This is a genomic window from Bordetella pseudohinzii (genome assembly GCF_000657795.2).
Lineage (GTDB): Bacteria > Pseudomonadota > Gammaproteobacteria > Burkholderiales > Burkholderiaceae_B > Bordetella > Bordetella pseudohinzii.
In genome coordinates this window covers 441,824-456,749 of the sequence record NZ_JHEP02000001.1, presented here as the reverse complement: position 1 = coordinate 456,749, position 14,926 = coordinate 441,824, and the positions used below count along the sequence as shown (strand labels likewise).

17 protein-coding genes are annotated in these 14,926 nt (G+C 65.5%); 15 read left to right on the top strand and 2 right to left on the bottom strand.

Going from position 1 to position 14,926, the window contains the following annotated elements:
- Nucleotides 1-12 precede the first annotated feature (12 nt).
- The 10 genes from uvrB (at nt 13) to iscX (ending at nt 8,486) form a co-directional block, all read left to right on the top strand.
- Nucleotides 13-2,043, top strand: coding sequence for an excinuclease ABC subunit UvrB (gene uvrB, locus L540_RS01980; RefSeq protein WP_043211474.1), 2,031 nt, complete (start codon nt 13-15; stop codon nt 2,041-2,043).
- A 251-nt stretch (nt 2,044-2,294) separates the two neighbouring features.
- Nucleotides 2,295-2,786, top strand: a complete 492-nt coding sequence (locus L540_RS01975; RefSeq protein WP_043211475.1) for a low molecular weight protein-tyrosine-phosphatase — start codon at nt 2,295-2,297, stop codon at nt 2,784-2,786.
- A gap of 200 nt (nt 2,787-2,986) precedes the next feature.
- Nucleotides 2,987-3,529: a Fe-S cluster assembly transcriptional regulator IscR gene (gene iscR, locus L540_RS01970; protein WP_043211477.1), complete on the top strand. Its 543-nt coding sequence runs from the start codon at nt 2,987-2,989 to the stop codon at nt 3,527-3,529.
- A 21-nt stretch (nt 3,530-3,550) separates the two neighbouring features.
- Nucleotides 3,551-4,762, top strand: coding sequence for an IscS subfamily cysteine desulfurase (locus tag L540_RS01965; RefSeq protein WP_043211480.1), 1,212 nt, complete (start codon nt 3,551-3,553; stop codon nt 4,760-4,762).
- A gap of 36 nt (nt 4,763-4,798) precedes the next feature.
- Nucleotides 4,799-5,203, top strand: coding sequence for a Fe-S cluster assembly scaffold IscU (iscU, locus tag L540_RS01960; RefSeq protein WP_043211482.1), 405 nt, complete (start codon nt 4,799-4,801; stop codon nt 5,201-5,203).
- 1 nt (nt 5,204) lies between these two features.
- Nucleotides 5,205-5,528 (top strand): iron-sulfur cluster assembly protein IscA, encoded by a 324-nt coding sequence (iscA, locus tag L540_RS01955; RefSeq protein ID WP_043211483.1) that lies wholly within the window; start codon nt 5,205-5,207, stop codon nt 5,526-5,528.
- A 3-nt stretch (nt 5,529-5,531) separates the two neighbouring features.
- Entirely contained in the window at nt 5,532-6,038 is a 507-nt protein-coding gene (hscB, locus tag L540_RS01950; protein ID WP_043211486.1) for a Fe-S protein assembly co-chaperone HscB, read from the top strand.
- Nucleotides 6,039-6,077: 39 nt separating this feature from the next.
- On the top strand, nt 6,078-7,940 hold the full coding sequence (hscA, locus tag L540_RS01945; RefSeq protein ID WP_043211489.1) for a Fe-S protein assembly chaperone HscA: 1,863 nt from the start codon (nt 6,078-6,080) through the stop codon (nt 7,938-7,940).
- Between the two features lie 5 nt (nt 7,941-7,945).
- Nucleotides 7,946-8,287, top strand: a complete 342-nt coding sequence (gene fdx, locus L540_RS01940; RefSeq protein WP_043211491.1) for an ISC system 2Fe-2S type ferredoxin — start codon at nt 7,946-7,948, stop codon at nt 8,285-8,287.
- Between the two features lies 1 nt (nt 8,288).
- Entirely contained in the window at nt 8,289-8,486 is a 198-nt protein-coding gene (gene iscX, locus L540_RS01935; protein ID WP_043211494.1) for a Fe-S cluster assembly protein IscX, read from the top strand.
- Between the two features lie 48 nt (nt 8,487-8,534).
- Here iscX and L540_RS01930 read toward each other — a convergent pair whose 3' ends face one another.
- Nucleotides 8,535-8,948, bottom strand: coding sequence for a YjjA family protein (locus tag L540_RS01930; protein ID WP_043211496.1), 414 nt, complete (start codon nt 8,946-8,948; stop codon nt 8,535-8,537).
- 140 nt (nt 8,949-9,088) lie between these two features.
- On the opposite strand from L540_RS01930, the gene L540_RS01925 reads away from it, so the two are divergent.
- Nucleotides 9,089-9,976: a methylglyoxal synthase gene (locus tag L540_RS01925; protein ID WP_043211499.1), complete on the top strand. Its 888-nt coding sequence runs from the start codon at nt 9,089-9,091 to the stop codon at nt 9,974-9,976.
- Nucleotides 9,977-9,986: 10 nt separating this feature from the next.
- Here L540_RS01925 and L540_RS01920 read toward each other — a convergent pair whose 3' ends face one another.
- Nucleotides 9,987-10,784, bottom strand: coding sequence for an enoyl-CoA hydratase/isomerase family protein (locus tag L540_RS01920; protein ID WP_043211501.1), 798 nt, complete (start codon nt 10,782-10,784; stop codon nt 9,987-9,989).
- A gap of 200 nt (nt 10,785-10,984) precedes the next feature.
- Between L540_RS01920 and L540_RS01915 the strand changes: the two genes are divergently transcribed.
- From L540_RS01915 to L540_RS01900, 4 genes are read left to right on the top strand one after another with little or no spacing between them, the layout of a single operon-like run.
- Nucleotides 10,985-11,797 (top strand): ABC transporter ATP-binding protein, encoded by an 813-nt coding sequence (locus tag L540_RS01915; protein ID WP_043211503.1) that lies wholly within the window; start codon nt 10,985-10,987, stop codon nt 11,795-11,797.
- Nucleotides 11,797-12,675, top strand: a complete 879-nt coding sequence (locus tag L540_RS01910; RefSeq protein WP_043211506.1) for a branched-chain amino acid ABC transporter permease — start codon at nt 11,797-11,799, stop codon at nt 12,673-12,675. Before L540_RS01915 ends, L540_RS01910 begins: the two co-directional genes overlap by 1 nt.
- Before the next feature lies 1 nt (nt 12,676).
- A complete protein-coding gene (locus tag L540_RS01905; RefSeq protein ID WP_043211509.1) occupies nt 12,677-13,714 on the top strand; it encodes a branched-chain amino acid ABC transporter permease in 1,038 nt (345 codons plus the stop codon).
- 39 nt (nt 13,715-13,753) lie between these two features.
- On the top strand, nt 13,754-14,923 hold the full coding sequence (locus L540_RS01900; protein WP_043211511.1) for an ABC transporter substrate-binding protein: 1,170 nt from the start codon (nt 13,754-13,756) through the stop codon (nt 14,921-14,923).
- The last annotated feature ends 3 nt before the right edge of the window (nt 14,924-14,926 follow it).

The window sequence follows — 14,926 nt, the reverse complement described above, 5'->3', positions numbered from 1 at the left end:
GGACAGTCTAGCATGACAGACCCTGGATACGTGGAATTTCCCGGCAGCCCTTTTCAGCTGTACCAGCCCTATCCGCCGGCCGGGGATCAGCCCGCGGCCATCGAGGGGCTGACGCAGGGCGTGGCCGATGGCTTGATGTACCAGACGCTTTTGGGCGTGACGGGCTCGGGCAAGACCTACACCATGGCCAATGTGATCGCCCGGCTGGGGCGTCCGGCGCTGGTGCTGGCGCCCAACAAGACGCTGGCGGCCCAGCTCTACGCGGAGATGCGCGAGTTCTTTCCCAAGAACGCGGTGGAGTATTTCGTCTCTTACTACGATTACTACCAGCCCGAGGCCTATGTGCCCACGCGCGACCTGTTCATCGAGAAAGACTCCTCGATCAACGAGCATATCGAGCAGATGCGCCTGTCGGCCACCAAAAGCCTGCTGGAGCGCCGCGATACGGTGATCGTCGGGACGGTGTCCTGTATCTACGGTATCGGCAATCCGGGCGATTACCACGCGATGGTGCTCATCCTGCGCACGGGCGACAACATCTCGCGCCGCGAGGTGCTGGCCCGGCTGGTGGCCATGCAGTACACGCGCAACGACGCCGATTTCACGCGCGGGACCTTCCGCGTGCGCGGCGAGACCATCGACATCTTTCCGGCGGAAAGCCCGGAGCTGGCCCTGCGCCTGACCCTGTTCGATGACGAGGTCGAGACGCTGGAGCTCTTCGATCCGTTGACGGGCAAGGTGCGCCAGAAACTGCCGCGCTTTACCGTGTATCCGGGCTCGCACTATGTGACGCCGCGCGAAACAGTGCTGCGGGCCATCGAGACCATCAAGGAAGAGCTGCGCGAGCGGCTGGACGTCTTTACGCGCGACGGCAAGCTGGTCGAGGCCCAGCGCCTGGAGCAGCGCACCCGTTTCGACCTCGAAATGCTGCAGGAACTGGGTTTCTGCAAGGGCATCGAAAACTATTCGCGCCACCTCTCGGGCGCCGCGCCGGGCGAGCCGCCGCCCACGCTGATCGACTATCTGCCCGCCGATGCGCTGATGTTCATCGACGAGAGCCATGTGACCATGGGCCAGCTGGGCGGCATGTACCGCGGCGACCGGGCGCGCAAGGAAACCCTGGTCCAGTATGGCTTCCGCCTGCCTTCGGCGCTGGACAACCGTCCCTTGCGGCTGGAGGAGTTCGAGGCCCGCATGCGCCAGTGCGTGTTCGTCTCGGCCACGCCGGCCGAGTATGAGCGCCAGCATGCCGACAATGTCGTCGAGCAGGTGGTGCGCCCCACTGGCCTGGTGGACCCCGAGGTGGAGGTCCGGCCGGCGCGCACCCAGGTCGACGATTTGCTGGGCGAGATCCGCAAGCGGGTGGCGCGGCAGGAGCGGGTCCTGGTGACGACGCTGACCAAGCGCATGGCCGAGGACCTGACGGACTTCCTGACCGAGCACGGCGAGCGGGTGCGCTATCTGCACTCGGATATCGACACCGTGGAGCGGGTCGAGATCATCCGCGACCTGCGCCTGGGCACTTTCGACGTGCTGGTGGGCATCAACCTGCTGCGCGAAGGCCTGGACATCCCCGAGGTGTCGCTGGTGGCCATCCTGGACGCCGACAAAGAGGGCTTCCTGCGCTCGGAGCGCAGCCTGATCCAGACCATAGGGCGCGCGGCGCGCAACCTGCATGGCCACGCCATCCTGTATGCCGACCATGTCACCGATTCCATGCGGCGGGCCATGGACGAGACCAGCCGGCGGCGCGCCAAGCAGCTGCAGCACAACAAGGACCACGGCATCACCGCCCGCGGGGTAAGCAAGGCGGTGCGCGAAATGATAGACGGCGTGCTGGCGCCGGCCGGTTCGCACGACGCGCTGGAAGACGCCGTGCCGTCCGCCGCCCTGACCGACGAAAAGGCCATGGCGCGCGAGATCAAGCGCCTGGAAAAACTGATGATGGATCATGCCCGCAACCTCGAGTTCGAGCAGGCGGCGGCGGCGCGCGACGCCCTGACCGCGCTGAAGAACCGGGTGCTGCTGGACGGGGCGCGATAGCGGCGCGGGCGCGCGCGGCCGGCGTGCCGCGCGCGTTGCTGCATCGCGGAATATGCTTATCCAGGGGTGTGTCAAGCACATTGGCGGAAAATAAGCAAAAAGACGCCAAAAAACGTCATCAAACACGTTAAATTAATTTAATAACCTATTGTTTTTGTTGAATAAATTTAAGTTGTACGAGATTGGTCGCTAAATCATAAAAACGCAAAAAAAGCTTGCTAAATTCCGGGTTTTCCCGCACACTAGCTCCCATGATGACCAAGGTACTTTTCGTTTGCATGGGCAATATCTGTCGCTCGCCGAGCGCAGAGGGTGTCTTTCGCCACCTGGTGAACGACGCTGGTTTGGGTGAGATCGTGCGGATCGATTCCGCCGGCACTCATGCCTTTCATATTGGCGAGGCCCCGGATGCCCGGGCGGTGGCTGCTGCCCGCAAGCGCGGCTACGACATCAGCCAGTGCCTGGCTCGCCAGGTGACGCCGGAAGACTTCCGCGAGTACGACCTGATCCTCGCGATGGACTGGGACAATCTGTCTGCCTTGCAGCAGCAATGCCCCAAGGCCTACCAGCACAAGCTGATGCTGCTGATGCGCTTTGCCAATGATTTCGAGGAGGCCACGGTGCCCGATCCCTATTACGGCGGCCCGGAAGGCTTCGGCAAAGTGCTGGATTACCTCGAGGATGCCTGTCAGGGCGTGCTGGAACTGGTGCGCAAGCGCGCGACCCAGTACCAGGCGGCCTGAGGCCAGAGAGGGCAGGAGGCGCTTGGGCGCCTTGCCAAGACCGCGCTTCGGCGCGGTTTTTTCAACTTGAGATACTTAGCAAATTACTCGGGAATTTGCTATACTTGAGGCAATTACTCGGGTATTAGGCCAGAGTGCGTTGCCGGGATTGCCGCCTGTATCGGGCAGGCGGGTCCCGACGGATTCACAGGAAACCCATCATGCGGCTAACCACCAAAGGACGTTTCGCCGTGACTGCCATGATCGACCTGGCTATGCGGCAGCATAGCGGTCCGGTCACTCTCGCGGCGATCAGCCAGCGCCAGAATATTTCCCTCTCCTACCTGGAACAGCTGTTCGGCAAGCTGCGCCGCCACGAGCTCGTGGACAGCGTGCGCGGCCCCGGAGGCGGCTATTCCCTGGCCCGCCTGGCGCGCAATGTCACGGTGGCCGACATCATTTTCGCGGTCGACGAGCCCCTGGACGCCACCAGCTGTGGCGGCAAGCGGGATTGCACCAGCGGCAATGACGGCAAGCCGGGCAAGTGCATGACCCATGAACTGTGGGCCACCTTGAACCGCAAGATGGTCGATTACCTGGATTCGGTTTCCCTGCAGGATCTGGTGGACCAGCAGCGCGTGCGCCAATTGCAGGAAGCCAACAATCAAGCCCAAGGCTGTTCGGTGCGGGTCAACCGCACAGGCGCCAACGCCGCAACGGCCGCCGCCACGGGCACGGCCGCCAATGCCGCGGCCACCGTCTAAGAAGCATCAGGAACTGTACTCATGAGCAACCGCCCCATCTACCTGGACTACTCCGCCACGACGCCGGTCGACCCGCGCGTGGTCGAGAAGATGATCCCCTGGCTCTACGACAATTTCGGCAACCCCGCATCGCGTAGCCACGCCTTCGGCTGGGACGCCGAAGAAGCGGTCGAGAACGCGCGCGCCGAAGTGGCCAAGCTGGTCAACGCGGATCCCCGCGAGATCATCTGGACCTCGGGCGCCACCGAATCCGACAACCTGGCCATCAAGGGCGCTGCGAACTTCTATGCCGAGCGCGGCAAGCACATCGTGACCGTCAAGACCGAGCACAAGGCGGTCCTGGACACCTGTCGCGAACTGGAGCGCCAGGGTTTCGAAGTGACCTATCTCGATGTCAAGGAAGACGGCCTGCTGGACCTGGAGGTCTTCAAGGCCGCGCTGCGCCCGGATACCGTGCTGGTGTCGGTGATGATGGTCAACAACGAGATCGGCGTCATCCAGGATGTCGAGGCCATCGGCGAAATCTGCCGCGAAAAGGGCATTATTTTCCATGTCGACGCGGCCCAGGCCACGGGTAAGGTCGAGATCGACCTGCAAAAGCTCAAGGTCGACCTGATGTCTTTCTCGGCCCACAAGACCTATGGCCCCAAGGGCATCGGCGCGCTGTATGTGCGCCGCAAGCCGCGTGTGCGCATCGAGGCGCAGATGCATGGCGGCGGTCATGAGCGCGGCTTCCGCTCGGGCACCCTGGCCACCCACCAGATCGTGGGCATGGGCGAGGCCTTCCGCCTGGCGCGCGAAGAAATGGGCACCGAAAACGAACGGGTGCGCATGCTGCGCGACCGCCTGCTGGCGGGCCTGTCGCAGATCGAGGAAGTCTACGTGAACGGCAGCATGGAACACCGCGTGCCGCACAACCTGAACATCAGCTTCAACTATGTCGAGGGCGAGTCCCTGATCATGGCGATCAAGGAGCTGGCCGTCTCCAGCGGTTCGGCCTGCACCTCGGCCAGCCTGGAGCCTTCCTATGTGTTGCGCGCGCTGGGCCGCAATGACGAACTGGCGCACAGCTCGATCCGCTTCACCCTGGGCCGTTTCACGACCGAGCAAGAGGTCGATTTCGCCGTCGAACTCCTCAAGAGCCGTGTCGGCAAGCTGCGCGACATGTCGCCGCTGTGGGAAATGGCCAAGGAAGGCATCGACCTGAACACCGTGCAATGGGCCGCGCACTGAACGCGCCGCACGATACAACATACGTGGAGAATCATCATGGCATACAGCGATAAGGTCCTGGACCACTACGAAAATCCCCGCAACGTCGGCTCCTTTGACAAGGGCGACGATTCCGTCGGCACCGGCATGGTCGGCGCTCCCGCCTGTGGCGACGTCATGAAGCTGCAGATCAAGGTCAACGAGGCCGGCGTCATCGAAGATGCGCGCTTCAAGACCTACGGCTGTGGCTCGGCCATTGCGTCCAGCTCGCTCGTGACCGAGTGGGTCAAGGGCAAGACGCTGGATCAGGCCATGGCCATCCGCAACACCCAGATCGCCGAAGAGCTGGCCCTGCCGCCGGTCAAGATCCACTGCTCCATCCTGGCCGAGGACGCCATCAAGGCCGCGGTGCAGGACTACAAGACCAAGCACGGCGTGGCCGAGGCTGTCGCGGCAGACTGATATGGCCGTCACCCTGACCCAACAAGCGGCCAATCATGTCGGCCGTTATCTGCAGAAGCGCGGTAAGGGTATCGGGCTGCGCCTGGGCGTGCGCACGACCGGCTGCTCCGGCATGGCCTACAAGCTGGAGTACGTCGACGACGTCCAGGCCGAGGACGCGGTGTTCGAGAGCTTTGGCGTGAAGGTCTTCGTGGATCCCAAGAGCCTGGCCTATCTGGACGGCACCGAGCTGGACTATGCGCGCGAAGGCCTCAACGAGGGCTTCAAGTTCCGCAACCCCAACGAAAAGGCGACCTGCGGCTGCGGCGAGTCGTTCACGGTGTAGGTCTTGGCCGCGGACGATTATTTCAGCCTGTTCGGGCTGCCCGCGAGGTTCGAGCTTGACGGCCAGGCGCTGGAAACCGCCTGGCGCGCCGTGGCCGCCCGCGTGCATCCCGACCGTTTCGCCACCGCCAGCGCGCCCGAGCGCCGCGTCGCCATGCAATGGGCGGCGCGCGCCAATGAGGCCTATCGGCAATTGCGCGATCCGCTGCTGCGCGCGCGCTATCTTTGCGAGTCGGCCGGCGTGGATCTGCAGACCGAAAGCAATACCGCGATGGCGCCCGCTTTTCTGATGCAGCAGATGGAGTGGCGCGAGCTGCTGGACGAGGCGCGCCATGACGAGCGCGCGCGTCAAACCCTGGGCGCCGAACTGGAGCAGGCGCGCGCGGCCATGCGGGCGACGCTGGCCGACCTGATCGACACGCGCAAAGACTATCCCGCCGCGGGCCAGAAAGTGCGCGAATGGATGTTCATCGAGAAACTGGCCCAGGAGCTGGCGGCCGTCCATTCCTAGGGCGGCCCTGCCGGGCGCTTTCAGCGACAACGAATACAAATGGCTTTATTGCAGATTTCCGAACCCGGCGAATCGCCCGCGCCGCACCAGCGTCGGCTGGCGGTGGGCATCGACCTGGGCACGACCAACTCCCTGGTGGCTGCGGTGCGCAGCAGCGTGGCCGAAGTGCTGTGCGATGCGGACGGCCATGCCTTGCTGCCCTCGGCGGTGCGCTATCTGCCCGAAGGCCGCGTCACGATAGGCCGCGGCGCCCTGACGCACCAGGCCTCCGATCCCTCCAACACTATCGTCTCGGTCAAGCGTTTCATGGGCCGGGCCGCGCAGGATGCGCGTGACGGCGGCGCGCCGTATGACTTCGTCGATGCGCCCGGCATGGTGCGCCTGCGCACCCAGCATGGCGAAGTGAGCCCGGTCGAGGTGTCGGCGCAGATCCTGGCCACGCTGCGCCAGCGCGCCGAGGATGTTCTGGGCGACGACCTGGTGGGCGCCGTGATCACGGTGCCGGCCTATTTTGACGACGCCCAACGCCAGGCCACGCGCGATGCCGCCAAGCTGGCCGGCCTGAATGTGCTGCGCCTGCTCAATGAGCCGACCGCCGCGGCCATCGCCTATGGCCTGGACCAGGCCGCCGAGGGCGTCTATGCCGTCTATGACCTGGGCGGCGGCACTTTCGATGTTTCCATCCTGCGCCTGTCCAAGGGGGTCTTTGAAGTGATCGCCACTGGCGGCGACACGGCCTTGGGCGGCGATGATTTCGATCATGCCATCGTGGCCGACCTGATGTCCGAACACGGTCTGGACGGTCTGTCGCTGTCGGATCGCCGCGGCCTGCTGGTGGCCGCGCGCGCCGCGCGCGAGACGCTGACCGATGCCGAACAGGCGCCGATCTCCCTGAGTCTCGACGACGGCCGCACGCTGGACGTCATGCTGAGCCGCGCGCATTTCGAGGCGCTGGCCGCGCCCCTGATCGATCGCACCCTGCAAGCGGCCCGCCGCGCGCTGCGCGATGCCGGGCTTGCGCTGGATGAGGTCAAGGGCGTGGTGCTGGTCGGCGGCGCCACGCGCATGCCGGCCGTGCGCCAGGCGGTGGCCGCCTTCTTCGGCACGCCGCCCTTGACCAATCTGGATCCCGATCAGGTCGTGGCCCTGGGCGCGGCGCTGCAGGCCAATCTGCTGGCCGGCAACCGCGCGCCGGGCGAAGACTGGCTGCTGCTGGATGTCACGCCCTTGTCGCTGGGGCTGGAGACCATGGGCGGGCTGGTCGAGCGCGTCATCCCGCGCAACAGCACCATCCCCGTGGCCCGTGCCCAGGAATTCACCACTTTCAAGGACGGCCAGACCGCGATGAGCGTGCACGTGGTGCAGGGCGAGCGGGATCTGGTGGCCGATTGCCGTTCGCTGGCGCGCTTCGAGCTGCGCGGCATCCCGCCCATGGTGGCGGGCGCGGCGCGCATCCGCGTGACCTTCCAGGTCGACGCCGATGGCTTGCTGAGCGTGAGCGCCCGCGAGCAAAGCACCGGCGTGGAGGCCTCGGTCACGGTCAAGCCCTCTTATGGGCTTTCCGATGATGAAATCACGCGCATGCTCTCCGAGAGCGTGTCGCACGCCGACGACGATGCCCGCGCGCGCATGCTGCGCGAGCAGCAGGTCGAGGCGCGCCAGCTGGTCGAGTCGGTGACGGCCGCGCTGGCCGCCGATGGTGATCTGCTCGATGCCGGCGAAAGAGCGCGCGTGGATGCGGCGCTGGCCGCCGCCGCGGCCGCCCAGGGCGCCGCCGATGTGGACGCGGTGCGCCAGGCGGTGCAATCGCTCTCGGATGCTACCGAGGATTTCGCCGCCCGCCGCATGGATCGCAGCATCCGCGCCGCGCTGGCCGGCCGTAAATTGGACGAACTCGCTTAAACCTCATGCCGAAACTGACCGTATTGCCCCATCCCGATGTGTGCCCCGAAGGGGCGGTGATCGAGAATGCACCGACCGGCGTATCCATCTGCCGCGTGCTGCTGGACAACCATATCGAAATCGAGCATGCCTGCGAGCTGTCCTGTGCGTGCACGACCTGCCATGTGGTGGTGCGCCAGGGTTATTCGTCGCTGGAGGATCCGACCGACAGCGAGGAGGATCTGCTGGACAAGGCCTGGGGCCTGACCTCGATTTCACGCCTGTCCTGCCAGGCCATCATCGCCGACGAAGATCTCACCGTCGAGATCCCCAAGTACACCATCAACCACGCCAAGGAGGACCACTGACATGAAGTGGATCGACACCTACCAGATCGCCGAGGCGCTGGTCGAGGCGCATCCTGACGTGGACCCCAAGACCGTGCGCTTTACGCAGCTGCGCGACTGGGTGCTGGCCTTGCCCGGTTTTTCCGATGATCCGGCGCGCTCGGGCGAAAAAATCCTCGAGGCCATACAGATGGCCTGGATCGAAGAGGCCGACGACTAAGCCCGCCTGGTCTGGACCCAACCCCGCGCCCGCGGGGTTTTTCTTGGCCTAGAGCAGGGATTTGCCGTACTGCAGGACCTGGTCGCAGGCCTTTTGGGCGAGCTCCTGCTTGAGGCCGCCGCCGCTCAAGTCCATGGATTTGCCGTCCTTGCCCTTGAGTATGCCCTGGATGCCCGAGGCATAGCCCGGGTCGGCCTCGGGCTTGGCCGCGCCGCCGCCCAGCTTGCCGACGAGCTTGTCCTTGATGGCGCCGGCATCGCCGCCGGCGAGGTAGTTGTTCTTGATGCAGAAGTCCAGCACGCCGGCGGCATTGCCGGTGGTGCCGGGGCTGAGGGTGGCCAGGCCGCCCGGATTGTTGGGCGTGGAAGCGCCCAATTGGCCTTTGACGCTGTCGAGCAACTGGGCCTGCGCGCTGGCGGCAAGCGCCAGCAGGAGGGCGGCATACGGGAGAGTGCGCTTCATGACAGGCTCCTCGCTAAGGGTGGGCTTATCCTAGTCTTGCCGCCAGCTCGGGCGCAAGTTTCAGGCTGTAAGGCGCCGGCCCGGTCCCGCGGCGCTTGAGCGGTATGATTCCAGCTTCCATTGCCACTTTGTCTCGCATCATGACCGTGCCTTCTCTACGCTTTGGCCTGGCCGCCAACCGCCTGCATCACGAGACGCCCGATGCGGCCTTGTTCACCTGGCTGCGCGCCAGCGGCGCCTCCATCCGCGAGATGGGCATCGAGCTGCATACCGTCGGGCGCACCCACGATGCCATCGCGCGCGAAGGCATGCTGCAGGGGTATCGCGGCCTTATCCGCTACCCGTATGGCCGGGAAGGCGGGCTGATGAAGCTGGTGGCCCGGGTGACGGAGGGCCGGGACGGCCAGGCGCCGTTCGACGGCGCCATCTACCTGATCGATCCCGTGGATCCTTCGTCCATCTTCCCGGAGGCCTTGGCGCTCAAGCGGCAATGCATCACGCATGGCCGGCCCTTTATTTCCACCCTGGCCGGCGCCATCGAGTGGATCGAGGTCGAGCGCGTGATGGCCGGCCTCGCGCCCGATCCGGCCTTGGGCCGCCTGTTCCGTTTCGACGGCCAGACGCTGGCCATGATCGCCCACGATGCGCTCAAGGACGAAATGGTGGCGTTTGCCGACGCCTATTTCGATGTGCTGTCCCAGTTTGCCCGGCGGGTGGCGACCGGCACGACGGGCGCGCGTCTCAATGAACTGGCCTGGTCGCGCGGCTGGCCCAAGGACCAGCCCTGGGTCACGCGCTACCTGAGCGGGCCGCTGGGCGGCGACGCCCAGATCGCCGAACTGGTGCTGGAACATCAATGCCAGCGCGTGATTTTTTTCGAGGACCCGCATGTGGCGCGCCAGCACGAGGCCGATATCCAGTTGCTGGAGCGCGCCGTGCGCGTGGTGACCGACTCGGCCACTTGCGCGACCTCGCCCTCGGTGGCGCGGCGCTGGGCCGAGGCCGTGCGCAAGCGCCAGGCGATGTAGCGTTGGCGCGCTATGCCCCGCGAAACTGCGGGGCGCGTTTTTCTTTCAGGGCGCGCACGCCTTCGGCGAAATCCGCGCTCTCCACGATGTCCAGGAAGGCGGCGCTTTCGTCCTTGAGCTGCGTCTCGAGGGGGGCGTCGCCGGCCTGGCGCAGCAAGGCTTTGACCGAGGCCAGGCTGTGCGGCGCCAGCGCCGCGATATGCCGCGCGTAGGTGCTCAGGCGGGCCTTGTGTTCGGCGGGGCCGACCACGGCATTGAGCAGGCCCCAGTCGCGCGCCTCTTCGGCGGTCAGCGGTTCGGTGCGCAGCAGCAATTCCATGGCGCGGCGGCGGCCCACCAGGCGGACGAGGGCGTGGGTCATGCCGGCATCGGGGCTGGCGCCGATCTTCAGATAGGCGGTGGCCAGGCGCGTGTCCTGCACGGCCCAGGCCAGGTCGCAGGCCAGGGCAAGCGAAAGCCCGGCGCCCGCGGCCACGCCATGCACATCGGCCAGCCAGATCTTGGGCATGCGCGCGATATGGGCGATGAAGGCGTTCAGGGGATCGAAGAGCTCCTGCAGCGTGGCGCGCGCCCCAGCCCCTTCGAACATCCCGATATCGCCGCCGGCGCAGAAGGCCTTGCCCGCGCCGCGCAGCACGACGACGCGCAGCTCGGGCCGCGCGGCCAGCCAGTCGGCGGTGGCGCGCAGATCGCGCGCCATGGCGACGTCGATGGCATTGAGGGCGGCGGGGCGATTGAGCGTCAGCCAGGCGCAAGGGCCGTCCAGGATCAGCTCAAGTGTGCCGTATTGCGGCGCAGCAGGCGTCATGCTTGTCTCCGTATCGGGTAAGTACCCGGTTTTGATTCGAAAACCGCGATGCTATGTTGCGAACCAAGCACTTGCTCGGTCGCAGGGACGGGCATAGCGTAACGCATCACGGTGCATTGCCGTAAGCGCCGCCAGCAGCACTTCGCAGTCAAACCAGCCGCGGGACCACCCGCGGCAAGAGAAGGGCGAGGAGACAGCAGGTGGAAGAACCGCTATTGCAGGTTCAGGGGGTGACGCTTGCCTTTGGCGGGGTCAAGGCGCTGTCGGGCGTGAGCTTCGCGGTCCAGCCCGGCTCGATCACCGCCGTCATCGGCCCCAATGGCGCCGGCAAGACCTCGCTGTTCAACACCATCTCCGGCTTTTACCGGCCCTCGCAAGGCGCGATACGCTTCGAGGGCCGGGACATCACCCGCCTGGCGCCGCCGCAGCGCGCGCGCCTGGGCCTGGCGCGCAGCTTCCAGAATATTGCGCTATTTCGCGGCATGACGGTGCTGGACAACATCAAGCTGGGCCGCCATGCCCACCTGCGCACCAATGTCTTCGATGCCTTGTTCTATCTCGGCCGGGCGCGCCGCGAAGAAGAAGCGCTGCGCGCCGAGATCGAGGAGCGCATCATCGATTTCCTGGAGATCGATCATATCCGGCATGCGCCGGTGGCCGCGCTGTCCTATGGCCTGCGCAAGCGGGTGGAGCTGGCGCGGGCCCTGGCCATGCAGCCGCGCATCCTGATGCTCGACGAGCCGGTCGCGGGGATGAACCGCGAAGAGACCGAGGATATGGCGCGCTTCATCCTCGATGCGCGTGCCGAATGGGGCCTGACGGTGCTCATGGTCGAGCACGACATGGGCATGGTGATGGATCTTTCGGACCATGTGGTGGTGCTCAATTTCGGGCAGGTGATCGCCGCGGGTTCGACGGCCCAGGTGCAGGCCCATCCCGATGTGATCAAGGCTTATCTGGGCGCCGGCGATGTGGCCGACCTGCGCGCCCGGCTGCTGGCGAGGGCCGCCTGATGGACGGCTGGTTCTTCTTCGAGGTGAGCCTGGCCGGGCTGGGGGCGGGCGGGCTCTACGTGCTGGCCGCCCTGGCCTTTGTGATCGTCTATAAGGCGACGCGGGTGGTCAATATCGCCATCGGCGAGTTCCTGATGATGGGCGCCTATCTGTTCTATGCCTTCGCCGCGGATTGGCAGTGGCCGATCTGGGCGGCGATTGCCGCGGCGCTGCTGGCCAGCGGCCTGCTGGGCGCGGCGGTGGAGCGCCTGGCCATCCGGCCCATGCTGGGCGAATCGCCGATTTCAGTGTTCATGGTGACCGTGGGCCTGGCCTCGATCGCCGTCGGCGTGGTGGAGCTGGTCTGGACGGCCGATCAGCGGCGCCTGCCGGAGTTCTTCCCGCGCGCGCCGGTCATGCTGGGCGAGGCCTTCGTGGCTTCCAAGGTGTTCTACGGTTTCTGGGTGGCGGTGGGGCTGTCGCTGGCCGTGCTGGCGCTGTTCCGTTTCTGGCGCGGCGGGGTGGCCTTGCGCGCGACGGCTTCGGACCAGGGGGCGGCCTATGCCATGGGCATCAACGTGCCCCGGGTGTTTTCGCTGGCCTGGGCGGCGGCCGGGGTGCTGGCGGCGGTGGCCGGCATCGTGGTGGGATCGATAGGCGGGATTTCTTCGTCCATGGGCACCTTCGGGCTGTCGGTGCTGGTGGTGGTGATCGTGGGCGGCCTGGATAGCGTGGCCGGCGCCTTGGTGGCGGGCTTTCTGATCGGCCTGCTCGAAGCCTGGGCCGGAGCCTATCTGGGCGGGGAGTACAAACTGCTGGCCACTTTCGTGGTGCTGGTGGCCGCGCTCATGATCCGGCCATACGGCCTGTTCGGCACGCGCGACATCGAGAGGCTTTGACATGCGTATCGCGACCGCCAAGCAAAGCTATGCCGCCGACCAGGCGCTCTTTGACACCGCGACCCAGCGCCTGTGGCTGTGCCTGCTGGCGGCCGCGCTGGTTGTCTTTCCCTTCGCGGCCAATGCCTATTGGCTTTACCTGGCCTGCCTGGTGGCCATCAATATCGCCAGCGCGACGGGGCTGAACATCCTGACCGGCTATACCGGCCTGGTCAGCCTGGGCCAGGCGGCCTTCATGGGCCTGGGCGCCTATACGGTGGCCGTCCTGCAGACGCGCTGGGGCCTGCCTTTCTGGCTGACGCTGCCGGCCGCGGGCGTGGTCGCCATGGTGGGCGGCGTCATCGTGGGGATCCCGTCCTTGCGCGTCAAGGGCCTTTACCTGGCCATCGTGACCATCGCGGCGTCTTTCATCACGCACTTCCTGTTCGCCAACCTGGGTTTCACGGGGGGCACGGCCGGCCTGCAGGTCGCGCCCGCGCGCTTTCTGGGCTGGGACCTGGACACTTCTTTTCGCATCTATTGGCTCATCATGCCTCTCACGGTGCTGATGCTGCTGGGCGCGGCCAATCTGTTCCGCACCCGCATCGGGCGCGCCTTTATCGCCATCCGGGACCGCGATATTTCCGCCGAGGTGCTGGGCATCGACCTGCTGCGCTACAAGCTGCTGTCCTTCGGCCTGTCGTCGTGCTATGCCGGCGTGGCCGGAGGGCTATGGGCCTATTTCTTCCGCGTGGTCACGCCGGAGAGCTTCCCGCTCATCATGTCGATCTTCTTCCTGGCGGCCATCATCGTCGGCGGCATGGGCACGATACTGGGCTCCATCCTGGGCGCCTTGTTCATGACCATGGTGCCCGAGGTGCTCAAGCTCATCGTGGGCTGGCTGCCGGTGGGCGGCGACGCGCTGCGCCTGCTGTCGCCGGTGCGCACCATCGTCTTCGGCCTGCTGATCGTGGGATTCCTGATTTTCGAGCCGCATGGCCTGGCCGAAATATGGCGCCGCGTGCGGCGCTTCTTTCATCTATGGCCTTTCCGTACCTGATCGCGACGGCGACAGGCAATAACCAGCAGGAGACAAACCATGAAGCTGTTCCGTAGCGGTGGATGGGCCCGGTTGCTGGCGCCCGTGGCCATGTTGGCAGGTATGGCTTCGGCCCAGGCGGCCGATGATATCGTGATCGGGGGTTCCATTCCCCTGAGCGGCGTGTTCGCCTTTGCCGGGCAGGGCATCCACGCCGGCCTGGGCGATTATGTGAAGATGGTCAACGAGAAGGGCGGCATACAGGGGCGCAAGCTGGTCTATGTGCCCGAGGACACCGCCTACAAGGTGGATGCCTCGGTGGCGGCCTTCAAGAAGATCACCAGCCAGAACAAGGTCAATTTCTATTACGGCGACTCGACGGGTTTTTCCAAGACCATCAATGCCGAGCTGAACCGCGCCGGCACCATGATCATGACAGGCGCGTCTTTCGCCACCGAGCTGAACGACCCGGCCAAGTATCCCAACCAGTTCATGCTGGGACCGGACTACACCGAGATGTTCGGCATTCTGCTGCGCTATATCGCCAAGGAAAAGCCCGGCGCCAAGGTGGCTTTTGTCTACTCCGATACCGAGTTCGGCCGCGATCCCATCGCCAGTTCGCGCGGCGTGGCCGAGAAGCTGGGCTTGAAGGTCGCCACCGAGATCATGACGCCGCCGGGCAGCGTGGACGTCTCGACCGAGGTCATCAAGCTGCGGCGCGCCGACCCGGACTTCACCATCTTCCATGGCTATGTGCTGGCGCCCATCCCGGAGTTCGTCAGCCAGGGCAAGCGCATGGGGCTCAAGACCCGCTACATGGGCACCTTCTGGACCATGGACAATTCCACGGTGATGCAGATGGGCGAGGATGGCGATGGTTTCATGGGCGTCATGCCCTATCGCTATTACTACGATGACGCGGCCGATGCGCCCGCGCTCAAGGCCATACGGGCCATGCGGCCTGAATACCAGAGCACCGGCTATATGCAGGGCTATCTGGCGGGCATGCTGTTCGCGGAGACCGCGCGCCGCACGCTGGCCGAGGGCAAGCCGCTTACGGCGGCCAATATGAAAGCCGCTCTGGACGGCATCAAGGACTTCGACACGGGCGGCCTGATCGGCGTGCCCATCACCATCAAGGGCAATTCCATACCGGTGGGGCGCATCTACCAGGCTGACTTCAAGCAGAAGAAGATGCTGCCGGCCTCGGATTGGATCGTGCTCAAGTGAGGC

Excerpts from the sequence above, each read along its gene's own strand:
- iscX (WP_043211494.1), top strand. The coding sequence starts at position 8,289 with ATGAAGTGGATCGACACCTACCAGATCGCCGAGGCGCTGGTCGAGGCG.
- L540_RS01910 (WP_043211506.1), top strand. The coding sequence starts at position 11,797 with ATGGACGGCTGGTTCTTCTTCGAGGTGAGCCTGGCCGGGCTGGGGGCG.
- L540_RS01900 (WP_043211511.1), top strand. The coding sequence starts at position 13,754 with ATGAAGCTGTTCCGTAGCGGTGGATGGGCCCGGTTGCTGGCGCCCGTG.
- L540_RS01925 (WP_043211499.1), top strand. The coding sequence starts at position 9,089 with ATGACCGTGCCTTCTCTACGCTTTGGCCTGGCCGCCAACCGCCTGCAT.
- iscU (WP_043211482.1), top strand. The coding sequence starts at position 4,799 with ATGGCATACAGCGATAAGGTCCTGGACCACTACGAAAATCCCCGCAAC.
- L540_RS01975 (WP_043211475.1), top strand. The coding sequence starts at position 2,295 with ATGATGACCAAGGTACTTTTCGTTTGCATGGGCAATATCTGTCGCTCG.
- L540_RS01905 (WP_043211509.1), top strand. The coding sequence starts at position 12,677 with ATGCGTATCGCGACCGCCAAGCAAAGCTATGCCGCCGACCAGGCGCTC.
- L540_RS01920 (WP_043211501.1), bottom strand. The coding sequence starts at position 10,784 with ATGACGCCTGCTGCGCCGCAATACGGCACACTTGAGCTGATCCTGGAC.
- iscR (WP_043211477.1), top strand. The coding sequence starts at position 2,987 with ATGCGGCTAACCACCAAAGGACGTTTCGCCGTGACTGCCATGATCGAC.
- iscA (WP_043211483.1), top strand. The coding sequence starts at position 5,205 with ATGGCCGTCACCCTGACCCAACAAGCGGCCAATCATGTCGGCCGTTAT.
- hscA (WP_043211489.1), top strand. The coding sequence starts at position 6,078 with ATGGCTTTATTGCAGATTTCCGAACCCGGCGAATCGCCCGCGCCGCAC.
- L540_RS01965 (WP_043211480.1), top strand. The coding sequence starts at position 3,551 with ATGAGCAACCGCCCCATCTACCTGGACTACTCCGCCACGACGCCGGTC.
- fdx (WP_043211491.1), top strand. The coding sequence starts at position 7,946 with ATGCCGAAACTGACCGTATTGCCCCATCCCGATGTGTGCCCCGAAGGG.
- uvrB (WP_043211474.1), top strand. The coding sequence starts at position 13 with ATGACAGACCCTGGATACGTGGAATTTCCCGGCAGCCCTTTTCAGCTG.
- L540_RS01930 (WP_043211496.1), bottom strand. The coding sequence starts at position 8,948 with ATGAAGCGCACTCTCCCGTATGCCGCCCTCCTGCTGGCGCTTGCCGCC.